The organism is Mycobacterium ostraviense, from assembly GCF_002705925.1.
GTDB classification, from domain to species: Bacteria; Actinomycetota; Actinomycetes; order Mycobacteriales; family Mycobacteriaceae; genus Mycobacterium; species Mycobacterium ostraviense.
On sequence record NZ_NKRE01000001.1, the window covers coordinates 2136702 to 2156856 of the forward strand.

Below are 20155 nucleotides of genomic sequence, written 5' to 3' on the forward strand. Positions count from 1 at the left end.
AGATCTATGGGACCTCCGACCCCGGGTCCCGGCCAGGCGCCAATAGCGTCAGACTTACCCATCGGCGCGGCCCGCACAACCGACGCCCCACAACCGACGCCCCAGTCTGAACCGTTCCGGGCCCAACGTCGTCGCTGCGAAGGCCCAATGGCCCTAGAACAGTGCGATCGCCATCCCTAGATTTCGGACTGCCGCAACGTCGAAAACCTGGTGTTACCGAAGTCACAGGAGGAATACCATGAGCACCGCCAAAGACATCATGCACACCGGAGCCACCTGTGTCGGCGAACACGAGACCCTCGCCGCTGCCGCCCGGCACATGCGTGATCTGGGTGTGGGCGCCCTGCCGATCTGCGGGGACGACGACCGCCTGCACGGGATGATCACCGACCGTGACATTGTCGTCAAATGCGTTGCCGCCGGTCATGATCCGAACACGATGACCGCCGGCGAACTGGCCCAGGGCAGCACCTATCACGTCGAAGCCGACGCCAGCATCGAAGCAATGCTCAACGTGATGGAAGAGCATCAGGTACGACGGCTGCCGGTCATCGAGGATTACCGGTTGGTGGGCATCGTCTGCGAAGCCGACATCGCCCGGCATTTACCGGAACACGCCATCGCCCAATTCGTTAAGGCGATCTGCGCGCAGCAAGCAATCACCAGCCGCTGACCCTCGAACCAAGTGGAAAGCAAGCCATGAGTGTTCATCGAAGACGGGAAGTTGCCCGCCCGTGAACCGATGGTGGACACAGTGAAGCCCGGGAAGTGAGGAGCATATGGTTGCCCACCCGCAGTGCGCACGATGCAAACAGCCGATTGAAGCCGGATGGCTCTACATCACCGCACATCGCCGCGGCCAAGCCGCAACGTCCGAGGACAGCGCGGCCCTCATTCATGTGCCCGGCGAATGTCCACGGCCTGGAGAACACGTTCCGCGAAGCTAGCCAGTCACCCCGATCGTCGAACAAGCGCGCCGAAGGGCCCTGAAGCAGTCGCACCCGAACGCTAATGTGTTGTCCGACAGCGCTTCTGGAGGAGTGATGAAACGGCGGCGCCGCCTCGGCGACATGTCATCATTACAGCAATCGGTGATTCATAGAGAGGGCAACACCAATGGATGAGCACGCCACGCAACGACAGAAGCCGCAGAAGAAGGCCACCGCCAAGAAGGTCGCGGCCGTGAAGGCCACCGCCAAGGCCGTAAAGCATCCCGCAGCAACAAAGGCCGTCAAGCGCCCCGAAGCTACCAAGGCCGGGCAGAACTCGGTGGCGAAGACAGCAGTAGAACGCGGTGCGAGGATCCTGGTCCTTACCGATGATCCCCGCAGGAGCGTCGTGATTGTGCCCGGTTGCCACATCGATTCCATGCGCCAAGAAGGCGACGCGTACTTCTTCGAGGACGGCAATGCGCTGGTTGGGATGATCGTCGAGGGCGGCACTGTTGAGTATCACCGTGCCGATCGCACATATGTCGTGCGGCTCACCGACGGAAGACATACGGCTAAGTCAGCTTCCGAAGGTTCACCTGCGCGTGGGTCTACCCCGCTAGCAGATCAGCGGTGAAATGTTTCGGGTGGACTTCATGCGCAGCTGTAGTTCTGCCCGGCTACGCCGGCGGCTGCAGCAGCACCCGGATTTCGCTCGGGAGCTGATCCAGAGCCTTGGCCACCTGGGCTGGTGGGAGGAAATGCAGTAGGGCGGCGGTAACCGCACCAGCCGCCTTGTCGACGTCCCTGAGGGAGATGTTCGCCTCACGGGCAAACCGGGCAATGTAGGCCTCAGCGTTGTACTTCACCGGGACGCCGCTGGGATCCCAGCCCGCGTAGAAGACGCCCCTGATCAGGTCCGGCAGTTGGGCCGCAAAGTGCGCGGCCGCCTCCACTGGAAGCCGATCCCGAAGTGTATGCAGCCATGCCCGCAGCACTCCATAGGCGAACTCGCGATCATCGGTGTCGAATTCATTGGCCACTTCGTTAACCCACGTATGCGCAACATGCATCGCATGGTCTAGCGCCGAAACCTTCGTATTAGCGGCCATGGCTACCTCCTCGTGTCTGCCTCCAGCACACATCGGCTGCCATTCCACACGCCAGAGGCCGAAAGTCACCACTAACGCCGCAAAAAGCCGGTGGGACGACAACATGTCACCGATCTCAGCAGTCGTTCGTCGCTGCCGGCTGCGCGACGCCGCCGGTCCCGAAGGGACCGTGGTCAGTCACCCAAGGGACCTAATTCCATTCCGCTGGGCGTTAGATCGCGACACACTCGGCAGATGAGGCCATTTGAGGATCGCAGCGACGCCGGACGGCAGTTAGCACAGCGTCTCGAGCATCTGTACGGCCGAGGCGCCCAGGGCGTCGTTGTCCTCGGCCTGCCGCGCGGCGGGGTGCCGGTGGCCTTCGAGGTCGCCAAGGCGCTGCAGGCACCACTCGACGTCCTCGTGGTGCGCAAGCTCGGCGTGCCGTTCCAACCAGAATTGGCCTTTGGAGCCATCGGGGAAGATGGCGTGCGGGTGCTGAACGACAGCGTGGTACATGCGGCAAACCTCGATGATGACGACATGGAAGCCGTCGAACGTACGCAACGGATCGAATTGCGACGTCGCGCGGAACGCTTCCGCGGCGGACGTGACCGGATCCCACTGACCGGGCGGATCGCGGTTATTGTCGATGACGGAGTCGCGACCGGCGCGACGGCTAAGGCGGGCTGCCAGGTCGCCCGCGCGCACGGGGCCAGCACAGTGATCCTGGCCGTTCCCATCGGCCCCGACGACCTCGTCGCGCGGTTCGCCGGATATGCCGACGAGGTGGTGTGCCTGCAAACCCCGCCGCTGTTCTTCGCCGTCGGACAGGGTTACCGCAACTTCGCCCAGACCTCGGACGACGAGGTGATCGCGCTACTCGAGCGCGCCCGGAACGACTTTGCCTCGGCGGCGGCGATCGATGCCGTCGACCCACCCCTGCGGGACGAGGAAGTCCAGGTGCTCGCAGGCTCCGTGTCGGTGGCCGGACACTTGACCATCCCCGAAACGCCGAGGGGAATAGTAGTTTTCGCACACGGAAGTGGAAGCAGCCGGCACAGTCCGCGCAATCGGTACGTCGCAGATGTCTTGAACGGCGCCCGACTTGGCACGCTGCTGTTCGATTTGCTCACGCCCGCAGAAGAACGCAACCGCGCCAACGTCTTCGACATCGAGCTGTTGGCGTCCCGACTCGTCGCCGTGACCGGTTGGCTGGCCACCCAGTCCGACACCGCCGCCCTGCCGGTCGGCTACTTCGGCGCGAGCACCGGAGCGGGCGCGGCGCTGGTTGCGGCCACCGATCCGCGAGTAACGGTGCGGGCGGTGGTGTCCCGCGGCGGTCGGCCCGATCTCGCGGGTCGCTCGCTGGCGAACGTTACGGTCCCGACCCTGCTGATCGTGGGTGGACGCGATCACGTGGTCCTCGAGCTGAACCGGCAGGCGCAAGCGGTGATCCCGGGGCCGTGTGAGCTCGCGGTGGTTCCCGGCGCGACGCACCTGTTCGAAGAACCGGGCACCCTAGAACGGGTCGCGAACTTGGCGTGCGACTGGTTCATCGACCACCTGAGCCGGGCCGTCACCACCGGGTAGGTGGTAAAGACCATGGCGCACAACAAAGCAGGGCATCGAAGCGTCCCGCACACGGCGGATCTCCGGATCGAGGCGTGGGCGCCCACCCGCGACGGGTGTATCAGGCAAGCGGTGCTGGGCACGGTGGAGAGTTTTCTGGACACCTCCTCGGCCACGGCACCACAGACTCGGCGTCGCCGGGTGACCGCGAATAGCGACGACAACCTGCTGGTCGCCGCGCTGGAGGAGGTCATCTACCTGTTGGACACCACCGGCCAGGCCCCGGTCGACGTGAGACTGAGCGAAGCGGACGGCGGTGTCGACATGACGCTGGAGATGGTCGATGCCGGTGCGGTTCCTCAGGTGGGAGCGGTCCCAAAGGCAGTGTCGCTCAATGAGCTTCGCCTGGTACGCGGCGAGCATGGCTGGCGATGCTCGGTAACTCTGGACGTCTGACAGGTAAGCCTGATGAAGCTGATCGAAGAGACTCCATACCGGTTGCGGATCGAACAAGAGGGCGCCATGCGGGTGCCGGGGATCGTGTTCGCCTCCCGCGAGCTGCTGCCAGACGCGAGCGGTGACATGGCGCTGGCTCAGGTGGCCAACGTGGCGACCCTGCAGGGCATCGTCCGAGCCTCTTTTGCGATGCCCGACGTGCACTGGGGATACGGTTTCCCGATCGGCGGCGTGGCCGCGACGGATATCGAAGACGGCGGCGTCGTCTCCCCGGGCGGCGTCGGATTCGACATTTCCTGCGGAGTCCGCCTGTTGGTGAGCCCGGGGCTGGACCGGGCCCGGCTGCAGCCACGGATCCGGTCGGTCATGGACCGCCTCGACGTGGCGATACCGCGCGGGGTCGGCACCAAGGGTGTGTGGCGCCTGCCGGACCGCCGCGCGCTGGAGCAGGTACTCACCGGCGGCGCCCGCTTCGCGGTAGAGCAGGGCCACGGAGTCGCCCGGGACTTGCAGCGCTGTGAAGACGGCGGCGTGCTCGATGGCGCCGATGCGGCCACCGTCAGTGACCGGGCGATCGAACGCGGCCTCGGGCAGATTGGCAGCCTGGGTTCCGGCAACCACTTCCTCGAGGTGCAGGCCGTCGATCGCATCTACGACGACGTCGCCGCGGCCACCATGGGGCTGGCCGAAGGCAGGGTCTGCGTCATGATCCACACCGGCTCCCGGGGCCTGGGGCATCAGATCTGCACCGATCACGTCCGACAGATGGAAAATGCCATGGGCCGCTTCGGCATTGAGGTGCCCGACCGACAGCTGGCATGCGTTCCGGTCGATTCCCCCGAGGGTCGGGCGTACCTGGCCGCGATGGCAGCCGCGGCCAATTACGGACGCGCCAACCGTCAACTGTTGACCGAGGCAGCCCGTCGGGTGTTCGAACAGGAAACCGCCACGACGCTGGACGTGCTGTACGACGTGTCGCACAACCTGGCCAAGCTCGAAGAGCATCCCGTCAACGGCCGGTTGCGCACCGTCTGTGTGCACCGCAAGGGCGCGACGCGCTCGCTGCCACCGCACCATGCCGACCTACCCCCCGACCTGTCCGCGGTCGGCCAGCCGGTGCTGATCCCGGGCACCATGGGCACTGCCTCCTACGTCTTGACGGGAGTGCCGGACAACCCGGCGTTCTTCTCGACGGCGCACGGAGCCGGCCGAGTGCAGAGTCGCCATCAGGCGGCCCGCCACACCGACGCCGACGCGCTACGCAGAAGCCTGGAACGGGCCGGCATCCTCGTCCGCGGCAGCTCGTGGCGGGGGCTGGCCGAAGAGAAGCCCGAGGCATACAAGGACATCGACACCGTCATCGAGACCAGCGACCGCGCCGGGCTGGCGCGGAAGGTCGCGCGGCTGGTGCCGCTGGGAGTCGTTAAAGGCTAACCGCACAAGGAGGGCACAAGACCATGCGAACCGTCTACCATGAGCGGCTCACCGACCTGGCTGATCAGCTGGCTCGGCTCTGCGGCCTGACCGCGGCCGCGATGGAGTGTGCGACGCGGGCGCTGTTGCAGGCCGACGCCGCGGCTGCGCAGCAGGTCATCAGCGACCATGACCACATGGCGGCGCTGCGAAAACATGCCGAAGAAAGCGCCTTCAGCTTGCTGGCGCTGCAGCAGCCGGTGGCCGGTGAGCTGCGCAGCATCGTCGGCTCCATTCAGGTCGTCGCCGACCTGGACCGGATGGACGCGCTAGCGGTGCACGTCGCCAAGATCGTCCGGCGGCGCCAGCCCGACCACGTGCTGCCCACCGAAGTTGAGCATCATTTCGCCGAAATGGGCAGGGCGGCAGTAGAGCTGGCACATTGCGCGCAGGAAGTGGTGATGACCCGTAATACCGATATGGCAGCCCACATTCGCGAACAAGACGACGAGATCGATGAGCTGCACCGACAGCTCTTGACCACGCTGATGGATCGCGACTGGAAGCACGGGGTCAGCAGTGCTGTCGACATCGCGTTGCTGGGCCGCTTCTACGAGCGCTTCGCCGACCACGCCGTCGAGATCGGCAGACGGGTGGTCTTCGAAGCGACCGGCGCACTGCTTCCCGAACAGGAAATCGGAACGTATTAGGCCTCGTAGTCTTGGGCTAGCCTGCCGGGGTGATCAACCCGTAGTGACCGTCGTAGCGGTGATACAGGACGCTGGCGCGGCCCTGGGCGGCGTCGATGAAGAACAGGAACGGCAGCCCGAGTAGGCTCAGCCGCTCGGTGGCTTCCTCGAGGGTCAGGCATGGCGCCGGCTGCGCGCTGATGGTCATGTCGAGCTCGAACGGACTGAGCTGATCGGCAGGCACCGGGGCCACCAGCGCGAGGCGGTAGCCCGTCGGACCACCGCGGTAAAGGACGCCCGCAGTGGCGGTGCCCTTCTCGGTGAACAGGTGAAAGTCGTAGTCGAGCAGGTTCATTTCGAGCGCCGCCTCGTCGACTGTGCAGGGCGCCATGGTGAACGACTTGCGCCGGAGGACGCGGCGTTCGTCGGCGGGACGGGGAAAGTAGCTCGGCCGGTGACTGGGCTCGGATACATGGCGCCACTCGTGCGGACCGGCTGCCGGTTGCTCGCCCCGCCGCGACTCCCAATGTTCGGCGATCCGCTCCAACCGATGCCGTAGCCGCGCCTCGAGCAGATCGATCGCTTCCTGCGCGGTCTCCCCCTCAACTTGGGCGCGGACCAAGCGGCCATCGACATCCAGATTGGCCTGCGCGACTACGGGTCTGTCCACCGCCCGATCGCGATGCTCGGTGAGCCGGACGCGGGCGTGCAGCACCCGTTTGTGGGTGAGCCGCCCGAGCTGGCCGATCTTGCTGCGCGCATAATCCGCCGCACCGGGAAGCTCGCCGTGTGTTGTCACGTCGACGTCGATAACTGGTGGCAATTCTGTTTCGTGGCGCATGCCTTCTTATTACGCCGCGAATCTGCATACGGGCCAGGGCCGAAAGTCATTCGCCCCGCCGACACAAAGTCAGAACTCGCAGGACCGTCCGGCGCAGCCGCCGCTGAACTCGGTGCCGGCCTGAGCCAGCACCGGTTCCGGCGCGGCGTAGGACAGCACCTGTCCGTGCCGGCTGCCGTAGCGATAGACCGTGATGCCCTTGACTTTGGCCCGCCACGCCGACAGATAGACGGCCCGGACGTCGTCGACGGTTGCGGCGGCGGGCAGGTTGACCGTCTTGGACACCGCGGCGTCGACGTGGCGCTGGACCGCGGCCTGCATCCGCAGGTGCCACTGCGGCGCGATCTCGGCCGCGGTGGGAAATGCCGCCCGCACCTCGGCGGGCAGCCGGGGGTAGCCGCGGACTCCGCCGCGCTGCGCGATCTCGGCGACCAGCTCGTCACGGTAGAAGCCCTGATCGCGGGCCAGCCGGTCGAAGCACGGGTTCACCTCGAGCAGATGCCTGCCGACGATGGCGCGGGTGAAGGCGATGGCGAACATCGGCTCGATCCCGGCGGTGGTGCCGGCGATCAGTGAGATGGTGCCGGTCGGGGCGACAGAGGTGACCTGCGCGTTGCGCCGTGGCTCGGAACGGGCCAGCCGGCTGTCGACGAACGCCGGGAAGGAGCCCCGGTCCTCGGCCAGCCGCCTCGACGCCAGGTGTGCGTGCCGCTGGATGCGGCGCATGACCTGGCCGGCCAGCCGCACGCCCTCGTCACTGTCGTACGGAATGCCCAGTGTGGCAAGCAGTTCCGCCAAACCCATGATCCCCAGCCCGATCTTGCGGCTGGCACGGGCCGCTTCGGCCAGTTCGGGAAAGGGATAGCGGCTGACGTCGATGACGTCGTCGAGGAACCGCACCGCCACTTCGGTGACCGCACCGAGCCGGTCCCAGTCGAGGTGTCCGTTGGTGATCATCCGGGCCAGGTTGACCGAGCCCAGGTTGCAGGACTCGTACGGCAGCAGCGGCACCTCTCCACACGGGTTGGTCGCCTCGATCCGGCCGCGTGCCGGCACCGGATTGGCCCGGTTGATCGTGTCGAGGAACACCAGTCCGGGGTCGCCGCAGGCGTGCGCGGCCTGGCAGATCGCGTCGAACAGTTGGACGGCAGGCATGCGTGCGACCGTCTTTCCGGTGCGCGGGTTGACCAGTCGGTGTGCGCCGCCGCGCTCGACGGCGCGCAGGAACGCGTCATTGACGCCGACCGACAGGTTGAAATGGGTGAGGTGGCTGGGTGATTCGGCCTTGGCGGTGATGAAGTCGCAGATATCGGGGTGCGACGCATCGAGCACCGCCATGCAGGCGCCACGGCGTCGACCGCCCATCGAGACGACACTCGCTGCGGTGTCGTAAAGCCGCAGGAACGAGACCGGTCCGCTGGCCGTGCCGCCGGTGGTGGCCACCCGATCCCCGGCGGGCCGCACGCGGCTGAACGCATAGCCGGTGCCGCCGCCGGCGCGCTGCACCTCGGCGGCCTGTCCCAGGGTCGCAAAGATCGATCGCAGCGAATCCTCAACCGGCAGAACGAAACAGCCGGCGAGCAGCCCCAAGTCGGTGCCGGCGTTCATCAGGGTGGGCGAATTCGGCAGAAATTCGAGGTTGCGCAACAACGTCGCAAACCGCTCGGCCCACTGCGCCGACGAGCCGGTCCGGTACTCGTCCTCGGCGGCGGCGACACAACGTGCCGTCCGGTCCATCATCTCGCCCGTCGACTCGGTGAGCCGGCCCCACGCGTCGCGCAGCAGATAACGTTCTCGCAGCACCGTCACGGCCGCCAAACTCAGCTTCAGCTCGTCACGCACCCCGAGCAACGCCTTGGCCGCACGCAGTTCGGCGCGGCGCTGCCGGTAGATGATGTACGCGCGGGCAACGTCGTCAAGACCTGCCTCTCCCAACCGCGCCTCGACGAAGTCCTGAATGCGCTCAACGGATGCGATGCGCGGACCCAAGGTGTCGGCGACGGCCCTGGCCACCGTGGCCGGCATGTCGGGGTCGTCGTACGCCACCTCACGGGCGGCCCGCGCCACCGCGGCCTCGATCCGTGCGATGTCGAACGGCACCAACGTTGCGTCTCGGCGCCGAACTTGTGCCGGCCATCGGGCCGCCGTGGCCGACTCCATCGCCCGAGCCGATGCTGCCTACGTGCTCTTGCCGTGCATGATCGCCGACTGCACCGCCCCGAACCGATGCAGCGCGCGCTCGTCGGCCGCCTTCTGCTCCGCTGCGGTGACGACGACGGCGTCCGGACCGGGGACCACCGTCGCCACGTGATCGGTATCGAGCCATCGCACAACGTAGGGCGGTGAACCATCGGCTGAATGGACCTCGGTAATCAACCCCCGACGGTCGGGTCGGTCGATCGTCGTGCCCTTGATCACCAGCCAGTCTCCGACATTTGCCTTCATCAACATCCACCTTCCTCGGACGAGTCCAATCGTCCGCTCATCCGGCGCGCTGGCGGGAGGGCAGTAGGCCACTAGCTCCGGTGGCCGAAAGTCCCTCGGCCGCCGTTCCGGTTCTGCCGGCTCGGTGCCGGCTCGGTGCCGGCTCGGTGGCGGCATCATTGCCATTTCAGATCGTCGTCCAGCTCGTCGCCCTGGTTGTGTTGCTGATCCGCAGGCCGGGTATCGATCGTCACCTCCTGCCAGTACGAGGGACTGTAGAGATGAATATCGTTGCCGCTGAGGACCTTCAGCACGCCGCCGGTGAGCACTTCATAGGCGGCCCCGTCCGGGAACTCGGCATCGTCGTCGCGGTCTCGGATCTGTATCCACATTTTCATACTGCGAGCGTTCCTTCGGCATCGATAGATCAAGATTCTTGACGCTACCGCGGTCGCCTGCCAGGTCCGCTACTGCGAGCGACGTCAGCGGTCCCAACAGACTCTGCCATTACTCCCTCAACGCCCGCGAGGCCCTACTGCGACGCGGGCTTCAGCACACTGAATACGGCCCCCTGCGGGTCGGACAAGACGGCCGAGCGTCCCACCGTCGGAATATCGAACGGCGCTGCGATCACCTGACCGCCTTCCGCCGCCGCCTTTGCTGCCGTGGCGTCGGCGTCGTCGACAAGGAAGTACACGAGCCAATGGTTGGGTATCCCGGGCATCGGCGGCTCCATGCAGCCGCCGACATCCGCGCCGCCGGCCTTGAGCACCCGGTAGTGCTGGCCGGGGGCCATCTCCATCGTTGTGTGTGTCAGACCCAGCACGGCTGGTAGAACGCCAGCGCGGAATCCGGCTTGTCCGTGATCAGTTCGTTCCACATGACCGCGCCGGGCTCGTTGACCAGCGTCGCGCCGATATGCCGGTTGGCCCGCCACAACCGCACCACGGCGCCGGTCGGATCGGCGACGAAGGCCATCCGGCCCGCGTCGCCGACGTCGAAGGCCGGCATCAGCACCTGTCCGCCCGCGGGGGCCACCATTCCGACCGCCGCGTCGACGTCGTCCACGGCGATGTAGGTGTTCCACATCGGTGGCCTGCCCTCGGGTGCGCCTGGCGGCATCGGCGCGATGGCGGCCACCGTTTCGCCGTTCAACGTGGCCATCGAATAGACGCCACCTCCGCCGGGCATCGGATTGTCGTCGTAACTCCAGCTGAACAGCGACGAGTAAAACTGCTTGGCCGCAGACTGATCGGTGGTCTGCAGGTCGACCCAGTTCCTCTCGGGCATGATGTGAACTTTCGTTAGTTGGCGGATCCGTGGGCTAGGGCCGGGTCACGGCCGGTGAAGGCGATCAATCGATCAAGGACCGGGGCAAGGGCTTCGGCCGCCACCGGCGCGGCGAAACCGCCGCTGCTGCGGGAGGCGGGGGTAATTATCTTGACGGCCAGCCCCAGCACGAACTGCGACAACTCCTCGGACACGACCACTTGCCGGTCCGTGGCAATCGCGAAATCCCAAGCATGAACTAGAAATTCGAGACAAAGGATGCAACGGCGAAGCCGGTCTGGCCGAGTGAGCAGCGCGAAGGTCTCGTCGGGATCCAACGGCACGACGACGACCTTTTCGTACGACCAAGCCCACCGGCGAAGCTCGCGAGATATTGTGAGGTCGCCGTCCGGGTGACTGGAATCCGAGATGCGAGCTGGGTGACGGTGCGTTTCACCAGGTGCCAACGGTTGGCGCAGCCGACGCCGGATCGGCTCTGCCGCGACTTCCACCAAGTCGAGCACACGCCAATACGTCAGCCGCTGCTGACTATTAGCGTGCGCTCGCGGGGTCTCAACCCGGACCCGCGCCGGCAGCGGCATGGGTCCGGCTGACCAGCGGCTGTTGGTAGCCGGCGTCGCGCGCCGCGTTTTGCACCGCTCGCCCGACGCCCCCCACCCGGCCATTCGGTACCAGGGCGATCACGCAGCCGCCGAATCCGCCGCCGGTCATCCGGGCACCCAGCGCACCGCTGCGCATCGCGGTGTCGGCGATCAAATCAAGATGTTCGGTGGTGATGTCGAAGTCGTCGCGCATGGACGCATGCGAGGCAGTGAGCAGGCGGCCTGCCTCGGCGAAATCCGAAACAGCCAGCGCGGCAACGAAATCCAGCACCCGCTGGTTTTCGGTGAGCACATGGCGGGCGCGCCGGGCGTCCACCGGGTCACCGATCGCGGCCAGCGCCGAGAGATCGTCGATGTCGCGCAATGACGAGACCTGCAGAACCGCGGCTGCCCGCTCACATGACGCGCGGCGTTGCGCGTATTCACCGGCGGCGTGACGATGCCGGGCCCGGGAGTCGATCAGCAACAGTGTGATCCCGGAAGCGTCGGGGTCGAAGGGCACCGGCCGGATGGCGAGATCACGGAAGTCGATCAGCAGCGCCGTCGACGGCTCGCCGAACAGCGCGGCCAATTGGTCGAGTAAACCCGTTGGCGCGCCGACGTAGTCGTTTTCGGCCCGCTGCGCGAGGCGGGCCTGCTCGATGCGGTCGATGCGGACACCGGCCGCGGAGGTGATCGCGCCCAGGACCGCGCATTCCAGCGCCGCAGAGGACGAGAGCCCGGACCCGATCTCGACGTCGCTGCTGATCGACATCGTCCCACCGGGTACCGGATGGCCGGCGCCGCGCAGCGCCCAGATCACCCCGGCCACATAACCGGCCCAGCCGGCCACCCCACCGGGGGCGGTGTCCAGCGGTATACGCACCGAGTCGTCCATGCGGTCGCTGGCCACCGTGATCGCGTCGCCACGGTCGGGCGCGAAACTCACCACCGTGCGCTGCGGCAGCGCGATCGGCAACGCCCAGCCGAGGTTGTAGTCGGTGTGCTCGCCGATCAGGTTGATCCGCCCCGGCGCGGCATAGCGGACCGTCACGTAAGTTCTCGCAGCCGCTCGGCGACGCTTTCCGGCGTCACGTCGCTGATGAACGCATCCATCGCCGACTCGGAGCCCGCCAGATATTTCAGCGCGGTGGCGCTGCGGCGGATCGACATCAGCTCGACGTGAAAGTAGCCGTCCGGCTGCGCGTCGGTGTATTGGTGCAGCGCCGAAATGTACGGCAGCGGACCGGAATACATGCGGTCAAAGCGGCGCAGCACGTCGAGATAGAGCTGTGCGAATCCGTCCAGCTCGTTGGCGTCTAGTTCGATGAGGTTGGGCACGAACCGGTTCGGGTAGATGTGTACCTCGACGGGCCAGCGCGCGGCGAACGGTACGAACGCGGTGAACAGGTCACTGCGGGCGACGATACGACGGCCGTCGGCCAGCTCACGGGCTAGCACTTCTTGAAACAGGTTGTTACCGTGGCGTATTCGATGCTCGCGTGCCTGATGCAGCATCATCGCCGTCCGCGGCGTCAGATACGGGTAACCGTAGATCTGACCGTGCGGATGGGTCAGCGTCACACCGATCTCCTCGCCCCGATTCTCGAAGCAGAACACCTGCTCGATGCCCGGCTGACTCAACAGTTCACCGGTGCGATGCCGCCACGCCTCGACGACGAGGCGGGCGTGCGGCGCTTCGAGGCCGGCGAACGACCCGGTGTGGTTGCCGGAGAAGCAGATCACCTCGCAGCGGCCATGGCCCGGCGCCGAGGCGAAGCCGTCGCCGACCGGTGAGAGTCCGCCGGCGCCGGACAGGCTCGGGAACCGGTTCTCGAAGACGACGACGTCGTAGTCGCGCGCGGGCACCTCGCTGGTCAACCCCGTCGGACCCGGACACAGCGGGCACTGATCGGGCGGCGGCTTGTAGGTGCGGTCTTGACGCAATGCCGCGATGATCACCCACTGACCGGTAGACCGGTCGAACCGCAACTCCGAATGCTGCCCGGCCCGCGGCGGCAGCGGCCGACGATCGGGAACCGGTTGCGGAAGGTGACCGGGCAACGCGAAGAACAAGATGTCACGGCCATCGGCCAGCTTCGCCCGCGTCGGCGCCGTCACGTTTCGAACATTAACCGACCCGTGCCGTGGCCGCGCTCGCTCAGTCGAGTGTGGCGAGCCAATCGGCTATCGCTTGCCCAATCTCGTGCGGGCTGTCCTCCTGAATGAAGTGACTGCCACGCACCGTCACCTCGGTGAGATTGGCCCAGCTGCGACAGAATTCGCGCTGCGGTCCCGTGAGAATGGCTCCGGGGTCGGCGTTGACGAAAAGCTTCGGAAAGTGAGTTGCGGGCAGCCACTGGGCGTAGCCGGCAACGATCTGGTGGACGTCGGCGGGCTCGCCTTCGATCGGGATCTCGCGCGGCCAGGTGAGGGTCGGCCGGCGGTGTTCCGGCTCGGTGAACGGGCGTCGGTATTCGTCATGCTCCGCGGGTGTGAGGCTGCGCAGAATCGCGCCGGGCAGAACCGCCTCGACAAACAGGTTCTTCTCGATCACCATCTGTTCTCCCGCATCGGAGCGAAACCCCTGAAAGATTTCGGTCACGGCCTCCGGCCACTCGGCCCAGGTGAGTGGCCGGACGATCGCTTCCATGAAAGCGATGCCGCTGACGCGGTCGCGGTGGCGGTTGGCCCAGTCGAAGCCGAGGGCTGAGCCCCAGTCATGGACAACCAGGACGACATCGTCGCCGAGGTCGAGCTGATCAAGAAGTCCGTCGAGGTAGTGGCGGTGCTGGGTGAAGCGGTAACTGCCCGGACCGGTGTCGTCGAGTTTGTCCGAGTCGCCGTGGCCGATGAGATCGGGCACGAGGCAGCGACCGCGATCGAAAACGTGCGGAATGACGTTGCGCCACAAGTACGACGACGTCGGGTTGCCATGAAGGAACACGACCGGTCGGCCCTCCCCGGTCTCGTGGTAGGCCATCCGCTTGCCGTCGACGATCAGGTACCGCTTGCTGAGTGGGGTGGGATCGATCGCAGTCATCGGGGCCTCCTGGCGTACTTCTTCGAAGAACCGGCAGGTTGTTTGCTGACGGCGATCTTAGCCGGGTGGCGGCAAACGGGCTTCAGGCGCGGCCCGTGATCGAATTGTGCTACAGGGCACAATTGCAGTATGCAAGTAGCGATCAGCGGTGCCGGGGTGGCAGGTGCGGCGCTCGCGTACTGGCTGCATCGCACCGGCCATACCCCGACGCTGGTCGAACAGGCGCCGAAATTCCGCACCGGCGGCTACATAATCGACTTCTGGGGCGTCGGCTATCAGGTGGCCAAACGCATGGGCATCGAAGACCCGGTCCGTGCTGCCGGATACCAGATCGAACGCCTGCGCTCGGTCGGCTCCAACGGCAAGATCAAAACCGACGTGGATGTCGACGTCTTTCGCCACATTCTCGGTGACGATTTCACCAGCCTGCCGCGCGGCGATCTGGCCGCCGCAATCTACGCCACGATCGATGGCAAGGTCGAAACGATATTCGACGACAGCATCACTGCCATCGATCAGCACAAGGGCGGTGTCCGTCTGGCCTTCTGCACAAGCCCCCCAAGGGATTTCGACCTGGTCATTGGTGCCGACGGACTGCATTCCAATGTACGTGGACTGGCCTTCGGCCCGGAGCGCAACTACGAGCGTTACCTCGGCTGCAAGGTCGCAGCCTGGGTCGTGGGCGGCTACCGGCCACGCGACGACCTGAGCTACGTCACCTATAACATTCCCGGCAGACAGGTGGGCCGTTTCGCACTGCGCGGCGACCGCACGATGTTCTTGTTCATCTTCCGCGCCCCGCGCTGCGAGGGCGGTGCGGCGCCAAAAGACCAGCTGCGCTATGCGTTCGGCGGAGCCGGCTGGGAATGCCGAGAGATCCTGGCCACGCTCGACGATGTCGACGACCTCTACTTCGACGTTGTGAGTCAGATCCGGATGGACAGCTGGTCTCGCGATCGGGTGCTGCTGATCGGTGATGCGGCCGGATGCATCTCCCTGCTCGGCGGCGAGGGCACCGGCTTGGCGATGACCGAGGCGTACGTGCTGGCCGGGGAGCTCGAGCGCGCCGGGGGCGACCATCGCCGGGCCTTCGAAGCCTACGAGGTGCGGCTGCGTCCTTTCGTCGAAAGCAAGCAAGCCGGAGCGACCAAGTTCATCGGGTACTTCGCAACCCGGACCCGATTCGGCCTGTGGTTGCGCAATATGGCGATGCGCACGATGAACTTCGGGCCGCTGGCAACGTTTTTCGCGGGCAGCGTGCGCGACGACTTCGAATTGCCTGACTATGGCATCTAGTGCCGCTGCTGGCGTAGTCGGGGTTGGGTGTCGCGCGCTGGTAGCCTGGTCACTTACTGTAAGTCACTTGAGTCACTGGGAGTTGGGGGGTAGGCGTTGTGCCCGGCTATGAGCGACAAATCCGTTGTGTTACTGGGGTTGTCGCGCAACCCTTGCCTGGATGGCAGTACCAGCCAAGACGCCATCGACGCAGCGCAACGCCATACCGCGGCAGACGCAAATCACACACAGGTCAGCGAACATCCCTCACCAGATCGGCACCACCAACGGCTTCAGCTCACGCCGCTGGCGCCGTGACTCGCCAGCAGTGCCGCGGCCCGCGGTACCGCCGGCACGTCATTGATCGCCCGGACGCGGATGCGCGCGCCGCGATGCGGCACCACGATGACGTGTTTGAGCTTCTGCCGTTCACCGGACGCGGTGGTGGTCGTCAACACGGCCCGCCGCAAGATCTCCCGCAGGACCACCCGCATCTCGACCATGGCGAAGGTAGCGCCAAGGCAGCGCCGGTTGCCGCCGCCGAAGGGGAACCACGTGACTGGACTCAATGTCGCGCCGAGCATGCGATCCGGATCGAACCGGTCCGGCTCGCGGTACAGCGCGGCGCTGCCGTGCACCAGACCAATCCCCGGCGCAACCAGGGTTCCCGCTGGCAGTCGATAACCAGCCAGGTCCACCGGCCTGGTCAGAACCCGGCCCACGTCGAACACCACCGAGCGGATCCGCAGCGTCTCCTTTGCCAGCGCATCCAGATACTCGTCGCCGGCCGGGTCACCCGCCGCGCTGGCATCGGCGGCCCGTACCGCCTTGGCCAGAACGGGCGGGTGGCGCGTCAGGCGCTCCAGCGCCCACGACAACGCGGTCGCCGTGGTGTCGTGGCCGGCCACCAGCAACGTCATCAACTGGTCGCGAAGCTCGGCGTCGGTCAGCGGACCCGTGTCGTCGGCTGCGGCGCGGACCAGCATCGCCAGCGCGTCGGTGCGTGTGGCGAGGTCGGGGTGAGCGCGTCGATCGGCGATCTCGGCGTAGAGCAGCTGGTCCGCTGCTGCGATGCGGCGACGCAGCCGTCGCCACCAGCGATGGCGCAGCAGGTCGGGCTTGGCCAGTGCCAGCGAGTCCCACGGACCCACGCTGAGTAGCCGGGGCATGACGTCGCGCAGCGCAGCCAGCCGGGCCGGGTCGCTGGCACCGATCACTGTCTGCAGGATCACCTCGAGGGTGATCTCGGACATCTTGGGCGCCACCGCGAAATCGCGTCCCACGGGCCAGGTGGCAATGTTGTCCGCGGCGATCTCGGCCATCAGCCGGGCCTGCTGCGTGACCGCGTCGCGGTGGAACGGCGGCAGCATCATGCGGCGGCGGCGATCCCGGTGCATGTCGTCGTCGATCACCAGCAGCGAGCTGTCGCCGAGCAGCCCCCGCAATATCGAATTTGCCTCGCCGGCGTGAAAGACGCTCGGGTCACCGGCGAACACGGTCTTGATGTCGGCCGGATCAGCCAGATAGACGATCGTCCCCACCCCGGCCACCCGCAGGGTGAAGACGCCGCCATAGCGGCGGTGACACGCGGCCACGAAATGCGAGCCGTCGGTCAACATCAACAAGGCCTGCACCCACCGGGGCAGCCGAGGTCCGCGCGGCAGTGACCCGGAATCGCCCATCGGTACAAGTCTAGGTCGGCGCCGCCGCCGGCCACGTGCCGCCACGTTCGCAGGGTTCGGCCTGAGTGCGCGGTGGCGGTGCCTCCGGTTCCCGGTACCGCCGCAAACGTTCGCGGCCCGGCCGCGAAACGCCAGAGACCAAGTGGTTCACAGAGTTCCGTAGTCGATGCCGCTTCATCGCCAAGTATCGCCCGCGGCCAAGTTGGCGGCAACAGCATCCATGCCGTAGGGCTCCACGGTATGAGATGTTCGCAATCATTCCACGACCGAAGCCGAATTCCCTGTCTACGCCGATCCGGGGTCGGAGAACCGATGACTACGCAAGAAACTTTGAGCGCGAGCGGCGCGCACAATGCTCTCGCCGGCCCGAAATGCTTGAGTGTTGCGTTCGACGGGCATGATGGGCAGGGTCGCAGCCTGACGCAACACCATGATGGCGAGGGCAGGAGAAGTTCGGCACGGTACCACTAGGAGATTCGCCGATGTTTCCACGCCAGTGACCCTCATCAGCCGTTGGTGGCCAATGATTCCACCGGGGTTCGCCATCCTCATACAGTTCAGCAAGTCCAGGTCTGCCGAACCCGCCACCGACGACCAGTTGATGCTAATTGCCGCAATGTCGCCCAGTCGCGTGGACAGCGCGTCAATGAGGTCGGGAAGCTCCTGCGCTATCGAGGCCTTGTGCGGCCACCATCCCCCGTCCAATGGTGCGCCCAGGTCGGTCGCTAAGGTAAGCCGCACCGGGCTGGCCACGCGGCGTCCGCGTACGGTTGCGTTCACGGAGCGTCCGTGGTTGCCAACGCCACCGCGCGTATAGCCCGGGCGGTGACACCAGGCTGCGCGGCCCACTCCCGGCCGCAGGGCATCAACGAAACCGCCACTGCCAGTGCGCTATTCCGGCATTGCGCACGGAGTTCCATCGCGATCCCTTCGTCTAGGTGTAGGTGCGACCCGACACACGCATGTCAGGGATCGACAAACGAAGCCAATCAATGATCGTCACGTCCGCTGTGGTGACACCCGAGGATCCGGTTGGCAAATAAACGTTCACCGGAGACGCTACACCCCGCGGAGCATCGAATCGCAAAATATTTGAAATATATTGAGCGAAGGGCTAATTCGTCAGCGACCAGGCGGGCGTGCGCTCATGGTACCGGCTACCGCCATCCAACGTGCTACCTTGAGGGTGGATGTCGTTTCCGTGCATCCATTCTAAAAGAAAGAAGTTGGAAAAGGTATGACACAGGGAACTGTGAAGTGGTTCAACAGCGACAAAGGCTTCGGTTTCATCGCTCCTGACGGCGGTGCAGAGGATGTATTCGTTCACTACACAGAAATACTCGGAAGCGGTTATCGGTCGCTTGAGGAGAACCAGCGGGTTCAATTCGAGGTCGGCCAAGGCGCCAAAGGACCCCAAGCGACGGGAGTGACACCCGTCTAAGAGACCGCTTCGTCAGGTGGGCCGGCAGGCAGTGTCTCGCCGGCCCACCGCTCGGTTACCTACTAGCCTTTATCCGCTCGAGCGGCGTACGCTCTTGAAACCGGGACCAGCCAGGCCCCATACGAAGGGGTCGGTCGTGTCCGATAAGTCTCCCCGCCAATCGCTGGGCAAGAAATCCAGCCAGACACTCAAGCAGAAACGCGCCGCCAAGCGCGCCAAAGCGGAACACACAGCCGCCAGGGACGACATACCGAAGCCGAAACGCCACTGAGATAATAGGTTTCGTTGGCATGGCACTTCCATCTCGCGATCGGCTTGCCTGAATAAGTTGGCCTGCAATGCTTTTGTTGCACGTCATAGTCAGCGTGCCGGGATGCAATATAGCCTAACGCTGCCAACAAGCGGGTGCGCGCCGGCTGCCGACTGCGAGTAGTATCTGACCATCGGCGGTTCCTCGCACGCGACCATCTGAGATTGCGTCATCACCGATAAATCGGTTCGGCCGGATCGCGGCCAAGATGGGAGCGTCGGATGACGCGAAAACGAAACTCAACCATAATCGGTTCCCGGTACACGCCGCCGGAGAACACCCCCCGCTTGCGCTTGAAACCCAAGGCGCCCACTACCGGCTACGTCGACGGGGCATGGTGGCCGCACTGCGACGATCTTCCAATTGAATTGCCGGATCTGCTAGCAGTACTTTCCGTACGGCTCGGACCCATCGACCGCGTGACATACCACCTCGCCGAGTGGGCGGAAGCGCCGACGAAGCTGCGTATCGGTCAACGAATTGTGAAGCTGTCCGGTTACTACCGGCAGCCGGCGAATACCATCGAAGTGTTCGGTGTCAACCAAAAGATCATCCTGCTGGTCGTTCCCCATCACACCGACCCGCACCACGCACATGACTCTATGATGGCCGCTGCCACCCCGAATAACGGCTCGACAACCGATTGCCTACTCCATGACTAACACGCGGGACAGGCAACAGATTTTCTTCGGTTACGTTGTTATTCAACTGATTCGTGTAGACATTGCACCGCGCCGCTACGCGCTCTAATCGCCGGTTTTCGGCACTCGTCATCATGGGCGGGAGCGCAATTGGCGTGGGAGCGGCAACACGTCTGCAGTTAGTCTTCTGTTGAGACACGCCCAGTTCAGTGCCGCTGCCTACTGCGCCTGCCTGTCAGGGGTGTGCCCTGGGTGTCGTCGCCCGCGGCGGTGAGGGCGAGCGCGATCATCACGTCTGCGTAGGTAACGAAGAGCCCGATCCAGTACGCCCACTTCATGGCCGGATCCGGCTGCGACACGAAGTACATGACCAGAAAAATCGGCCCTACAATGCCGAACACGAACATCATCAGCTGGATGACGACGTACCGCCGCAAGGTTGCCACTCTGCAATCTCCCCTCCGGCCGGGTGGCGGG

The 20155-nt window shown here is 65.4% G+C and carries 19 protein-coding genes and 3 pseudogenes; 9 read left to right on the plus strand and 13 right to left on the minus strand.

Translation table 11 applies throughout. The annotated features are described in order from the left end of the window. The first annotated feature begins 238 nt into the window (after window positions 1–238). Entirely contained in the window at window positions 239–673 is a 435-nt protein-coding gene (locus CDN38_RS09670) for a CBS domain-containing protein (RefSeq protein ID WP_075511788.1), read from the plus strand. A gap of 443 nt (window positions 674–1116) precedes the next feature. Beyond that, window positions 1117–1566, plus strand: coding sequence for a hypothetical protein (locus tag CDN38_RS09675; protein ID WP_408633010.1), 450 nt, complete (start codon window positions 1117–1119; stop codon window positions 1564–1566). Between the two features lie 43 nt (window positions 1567–1609). Here CDN38_RS09675 and CDN38_RS09680 read toward each other — a convergent pair whose 3' ends face one another. Further along, window positions 1610–2041, minus strand: a complete 432-nt coding sequence (locus CDN38_RS09680) for a DUF2267 domain-containing protein (RefSeq protein ID WP_075511817.1) — start codon at window positions 2039–2041, stop codon at window positions 1610–1612. Window positions 2042–2275: 234 nt separating this feature from the next. On the opposite strand from CDN38_RS09680, the pseudogene CDN38_RS09685 reads away from it, so the two are divergent. From CDN38_RS09685 to phoU, 4 genes and pseudogenes are all read left to right on the plus strand, one after another. Then, window positions 2276–3620 (plus strand): annotated as a pseudogene (locus CDN38_RS09685) (phosphoribosyltransferase family protein). A gap of 5 nt (window positions 3621–3625) precedes the next feature. Then, window positions 3626–4048 (plus strand): archease, encoded by a 423-nt coding sequence (locus CDN38_RS09690; RefSeq protein ID WP_075511818.1) that lies wholly within the window; start codon window positions 3626–3628, stop codon window positions 4046–4048. Window positions 4049–4060: 12 nt separating this feature from the next. Beyond that, the gene (locus CDN38_RS09695; RefSeq protein ID WP_075511790.1) at window positions 4061–5482 is read left to right on the plus strand and encodes an RtcB family protein; all 1422 of its coding nucleotides are present in this window, start codon (window positions 4061–4063) and stop codon (window positions 5480–5482) included. A 23-nt stretch (window positions 5483–5505) separates the two neighbouring features. Beyond that, window positions 5506–6171, plus strand: a complete 666-nt coding sequence (gene phoU, locus CDN38_RS09700; protein ID WP_075511791.1) for a phosphate signaling complex protein PhoU — start codon at window positions 5506–5508, stop codon at window positions 6169–6171. Between the two features lie 16 nt (window positions 6172–6187). Here the strand turns inward: phoU and CDN38_RS09705 are convergent, their stop codons facing one another. From CDN38_RS09705 to CDN38_RS09745, 9 genes and pseudogenes are all read right to left on the minus strand, one after another. Further along, on the minus strand, window positions 6188–6991 hold the full coding sequence (locus CDN38_RS09705) for a ribosome hibernation promotion factor (protein ID WP_075511792.1): 804 nt from the start codon (window positions 6989–6991) through the stop codon (window positions 6188–6190). Between the two features lie 69 nt (window positions 6992–7060). After that, on the minus strand, window positions 7061–9151 hold the full coding sequence (locus CDN38_RS09710) for an adenosylcobalamin-dependent ribonucleoside-diphosphate reductase (RefSeq protein WP_075511793.1): 2091 nt from the start codon (window positions 9149–9151) through the stop codon (window positions 7061–7063). 18 nt (window positions 9152–9169) lie between these two features. Then, window positions 9170–9436 (minus strand): DUF1918 domain-containing protein, encoded by a 267-nt coding sequence (locus CDN38_RS09715; RefSeq protein ID WP_075511819.1) that lies wholly within the window; start codon window positions 9434–9436, stop codon window positions 9170–9172. Window positions 9437–9591: 155 nt separating this feature from the next. After that, the gene (locus tag CDN38_RS09720; protein ID WP_075511794.1) at window positions 9592–9813 is read right to left on the minus strand and encodes a hypothetical protein; all 222 of its coding nucleotides are present in this window, start codon (window positions 9811–9813) and stop codon (window positions 9592–9594) included. Between the two features lie 134 nt (window positions 9814–9947). Further along, window positions 9948–10705: pseudogene (locus CDN38_RS09725) on the minus strand (VOC family protein). Between the two features lie 14 nt (window positions 10706–10719). After that, window positions 10720–10965 (minus strand): annotated as a pseudogene (locus CDN38_RS09730) (DinB family protein); the annotation flags it as partial. Between the two features lie 292 nt (window positions 10966–11257). After that, complete coding sequence (locus tag CDN38_RS09735) at window positions 11258–12340, minus strand: galactokinase (RefSeq protein ID WP_075511796.1); 1083 nt, start codon at window positions 12338–12340, stop codon at window positions 11258–11260. Continuing rightward, on the minus strand, window positions 12337–13407 hold the full coding sequence (galT, locus tag CDN38_RS09740; RefSeq protein ID WP_075511797.1) for a galactose-1-phosphate uridylyltransferase: 1071 nt from the start codon (window positions 13405–13407) through the stop codon (window positions 12337–12339). Before galT ends, CDN38_RS09735 begins: the two co-directional genes overlap by 4 nt. Window positions 13408–13447: 40 nt before the next feature. Continuing rightward, a complete protein-coding gene (locus CDN38_RS09745; RefSeq protein WP_075511798.1) occupies window positions 13448–14329 on the minus strand; it encodes a haloalkane dehalogenase in 882 nt (293 codons plus the stop codon). Window positions 14330–14458: 129 nt separating this feature from the next. On the opposite strand from CDN38_RS09745, the gene CDN38_RS09750 reads away from it, so the two are divergent. After that, window positions 14459–15625, plus strand: coding sequence for an FAD-binding domain (locus CDN38_RS09750; RefSeq protein ID WP_099318917.1), 1167 nt, complete (start codon window positions 14459–14461; stop codon window positions 15623–15625). Window positions 15626–15897: 272 nt separating this feature from the next. On the opposite strand, the gene CDN38_RS09755 is transcribed toward CDN38_RS09750, so the two are convergent. Further along, window positions 15898–17286: a cytochrome P450 gene (locus CDN38_RS09755; protein ID WP_075511800.1), complete on the minus strand. Its 1389-nt coding sequence runs from the start codon at window positions 17284–17286 to the stop codon at window positions 15898–15900. 285 nt (window positions 17287–17571) lie between these two features. Then, window positions 17572–18066, minus strand: a complete 495-nt coding sequence (locus tag CDN38_RS09760; protein WP_244307464.1) for a DUF5994 family protein — start codon at window positions 18064–18066, stop codon at window positions 17572–17574. 457 nt (window positions 18067–18523) lie between these two features. On the opposite strand from CDN38_RS09760, the gene CDN38_RS09765 reads away from it, so the two are divergent. Together CDN38_RS09765 and CDN38_RS09775 are read left to right on the plus strand one after the other, a co-directional pair. After that, on the plus strand, window positions 18524–18727 hold the full coding sequence (locus CDN38_RS09765; RefSeq protein WP_036412397.1) for a cold-shock protein: 204 nt from the start codon (window positions 18524–18526) through the stop codon (window positions 18725–18727). A gap of 531 nt (window positions 18728–19258) precedes the next feature. Next, a complete protein-coding gene (locus CDN38_RS09775) occupies window positions 19259–19699 on the plus strand; it encodes a DUF5994 family protein (RefSeq protein WP_075511801.1) in 441 nt (146 codons plus the stop codon). Window positions 19700–19884: 185 nt separating this feature from the next. Here the strand turns inward: CDN38_RS09775 and CDN38_RS09780 are convergent, their stop codons facing one another. Continuing rightward, window positions 19885–20124 carry a hypothetical protein gene (locus CDN38_RS09780; RefSeq protein ID WP_075511802.1) on the minus strand — a complete coding sequence of 80 codons (240 nt, stop codon included), beginning with the start codon at window positions 20122–20124 and terminating at the stop codon, window positions 19885–19887. Window positions 20125–20155: the final 31 nt, after the last annotated feature.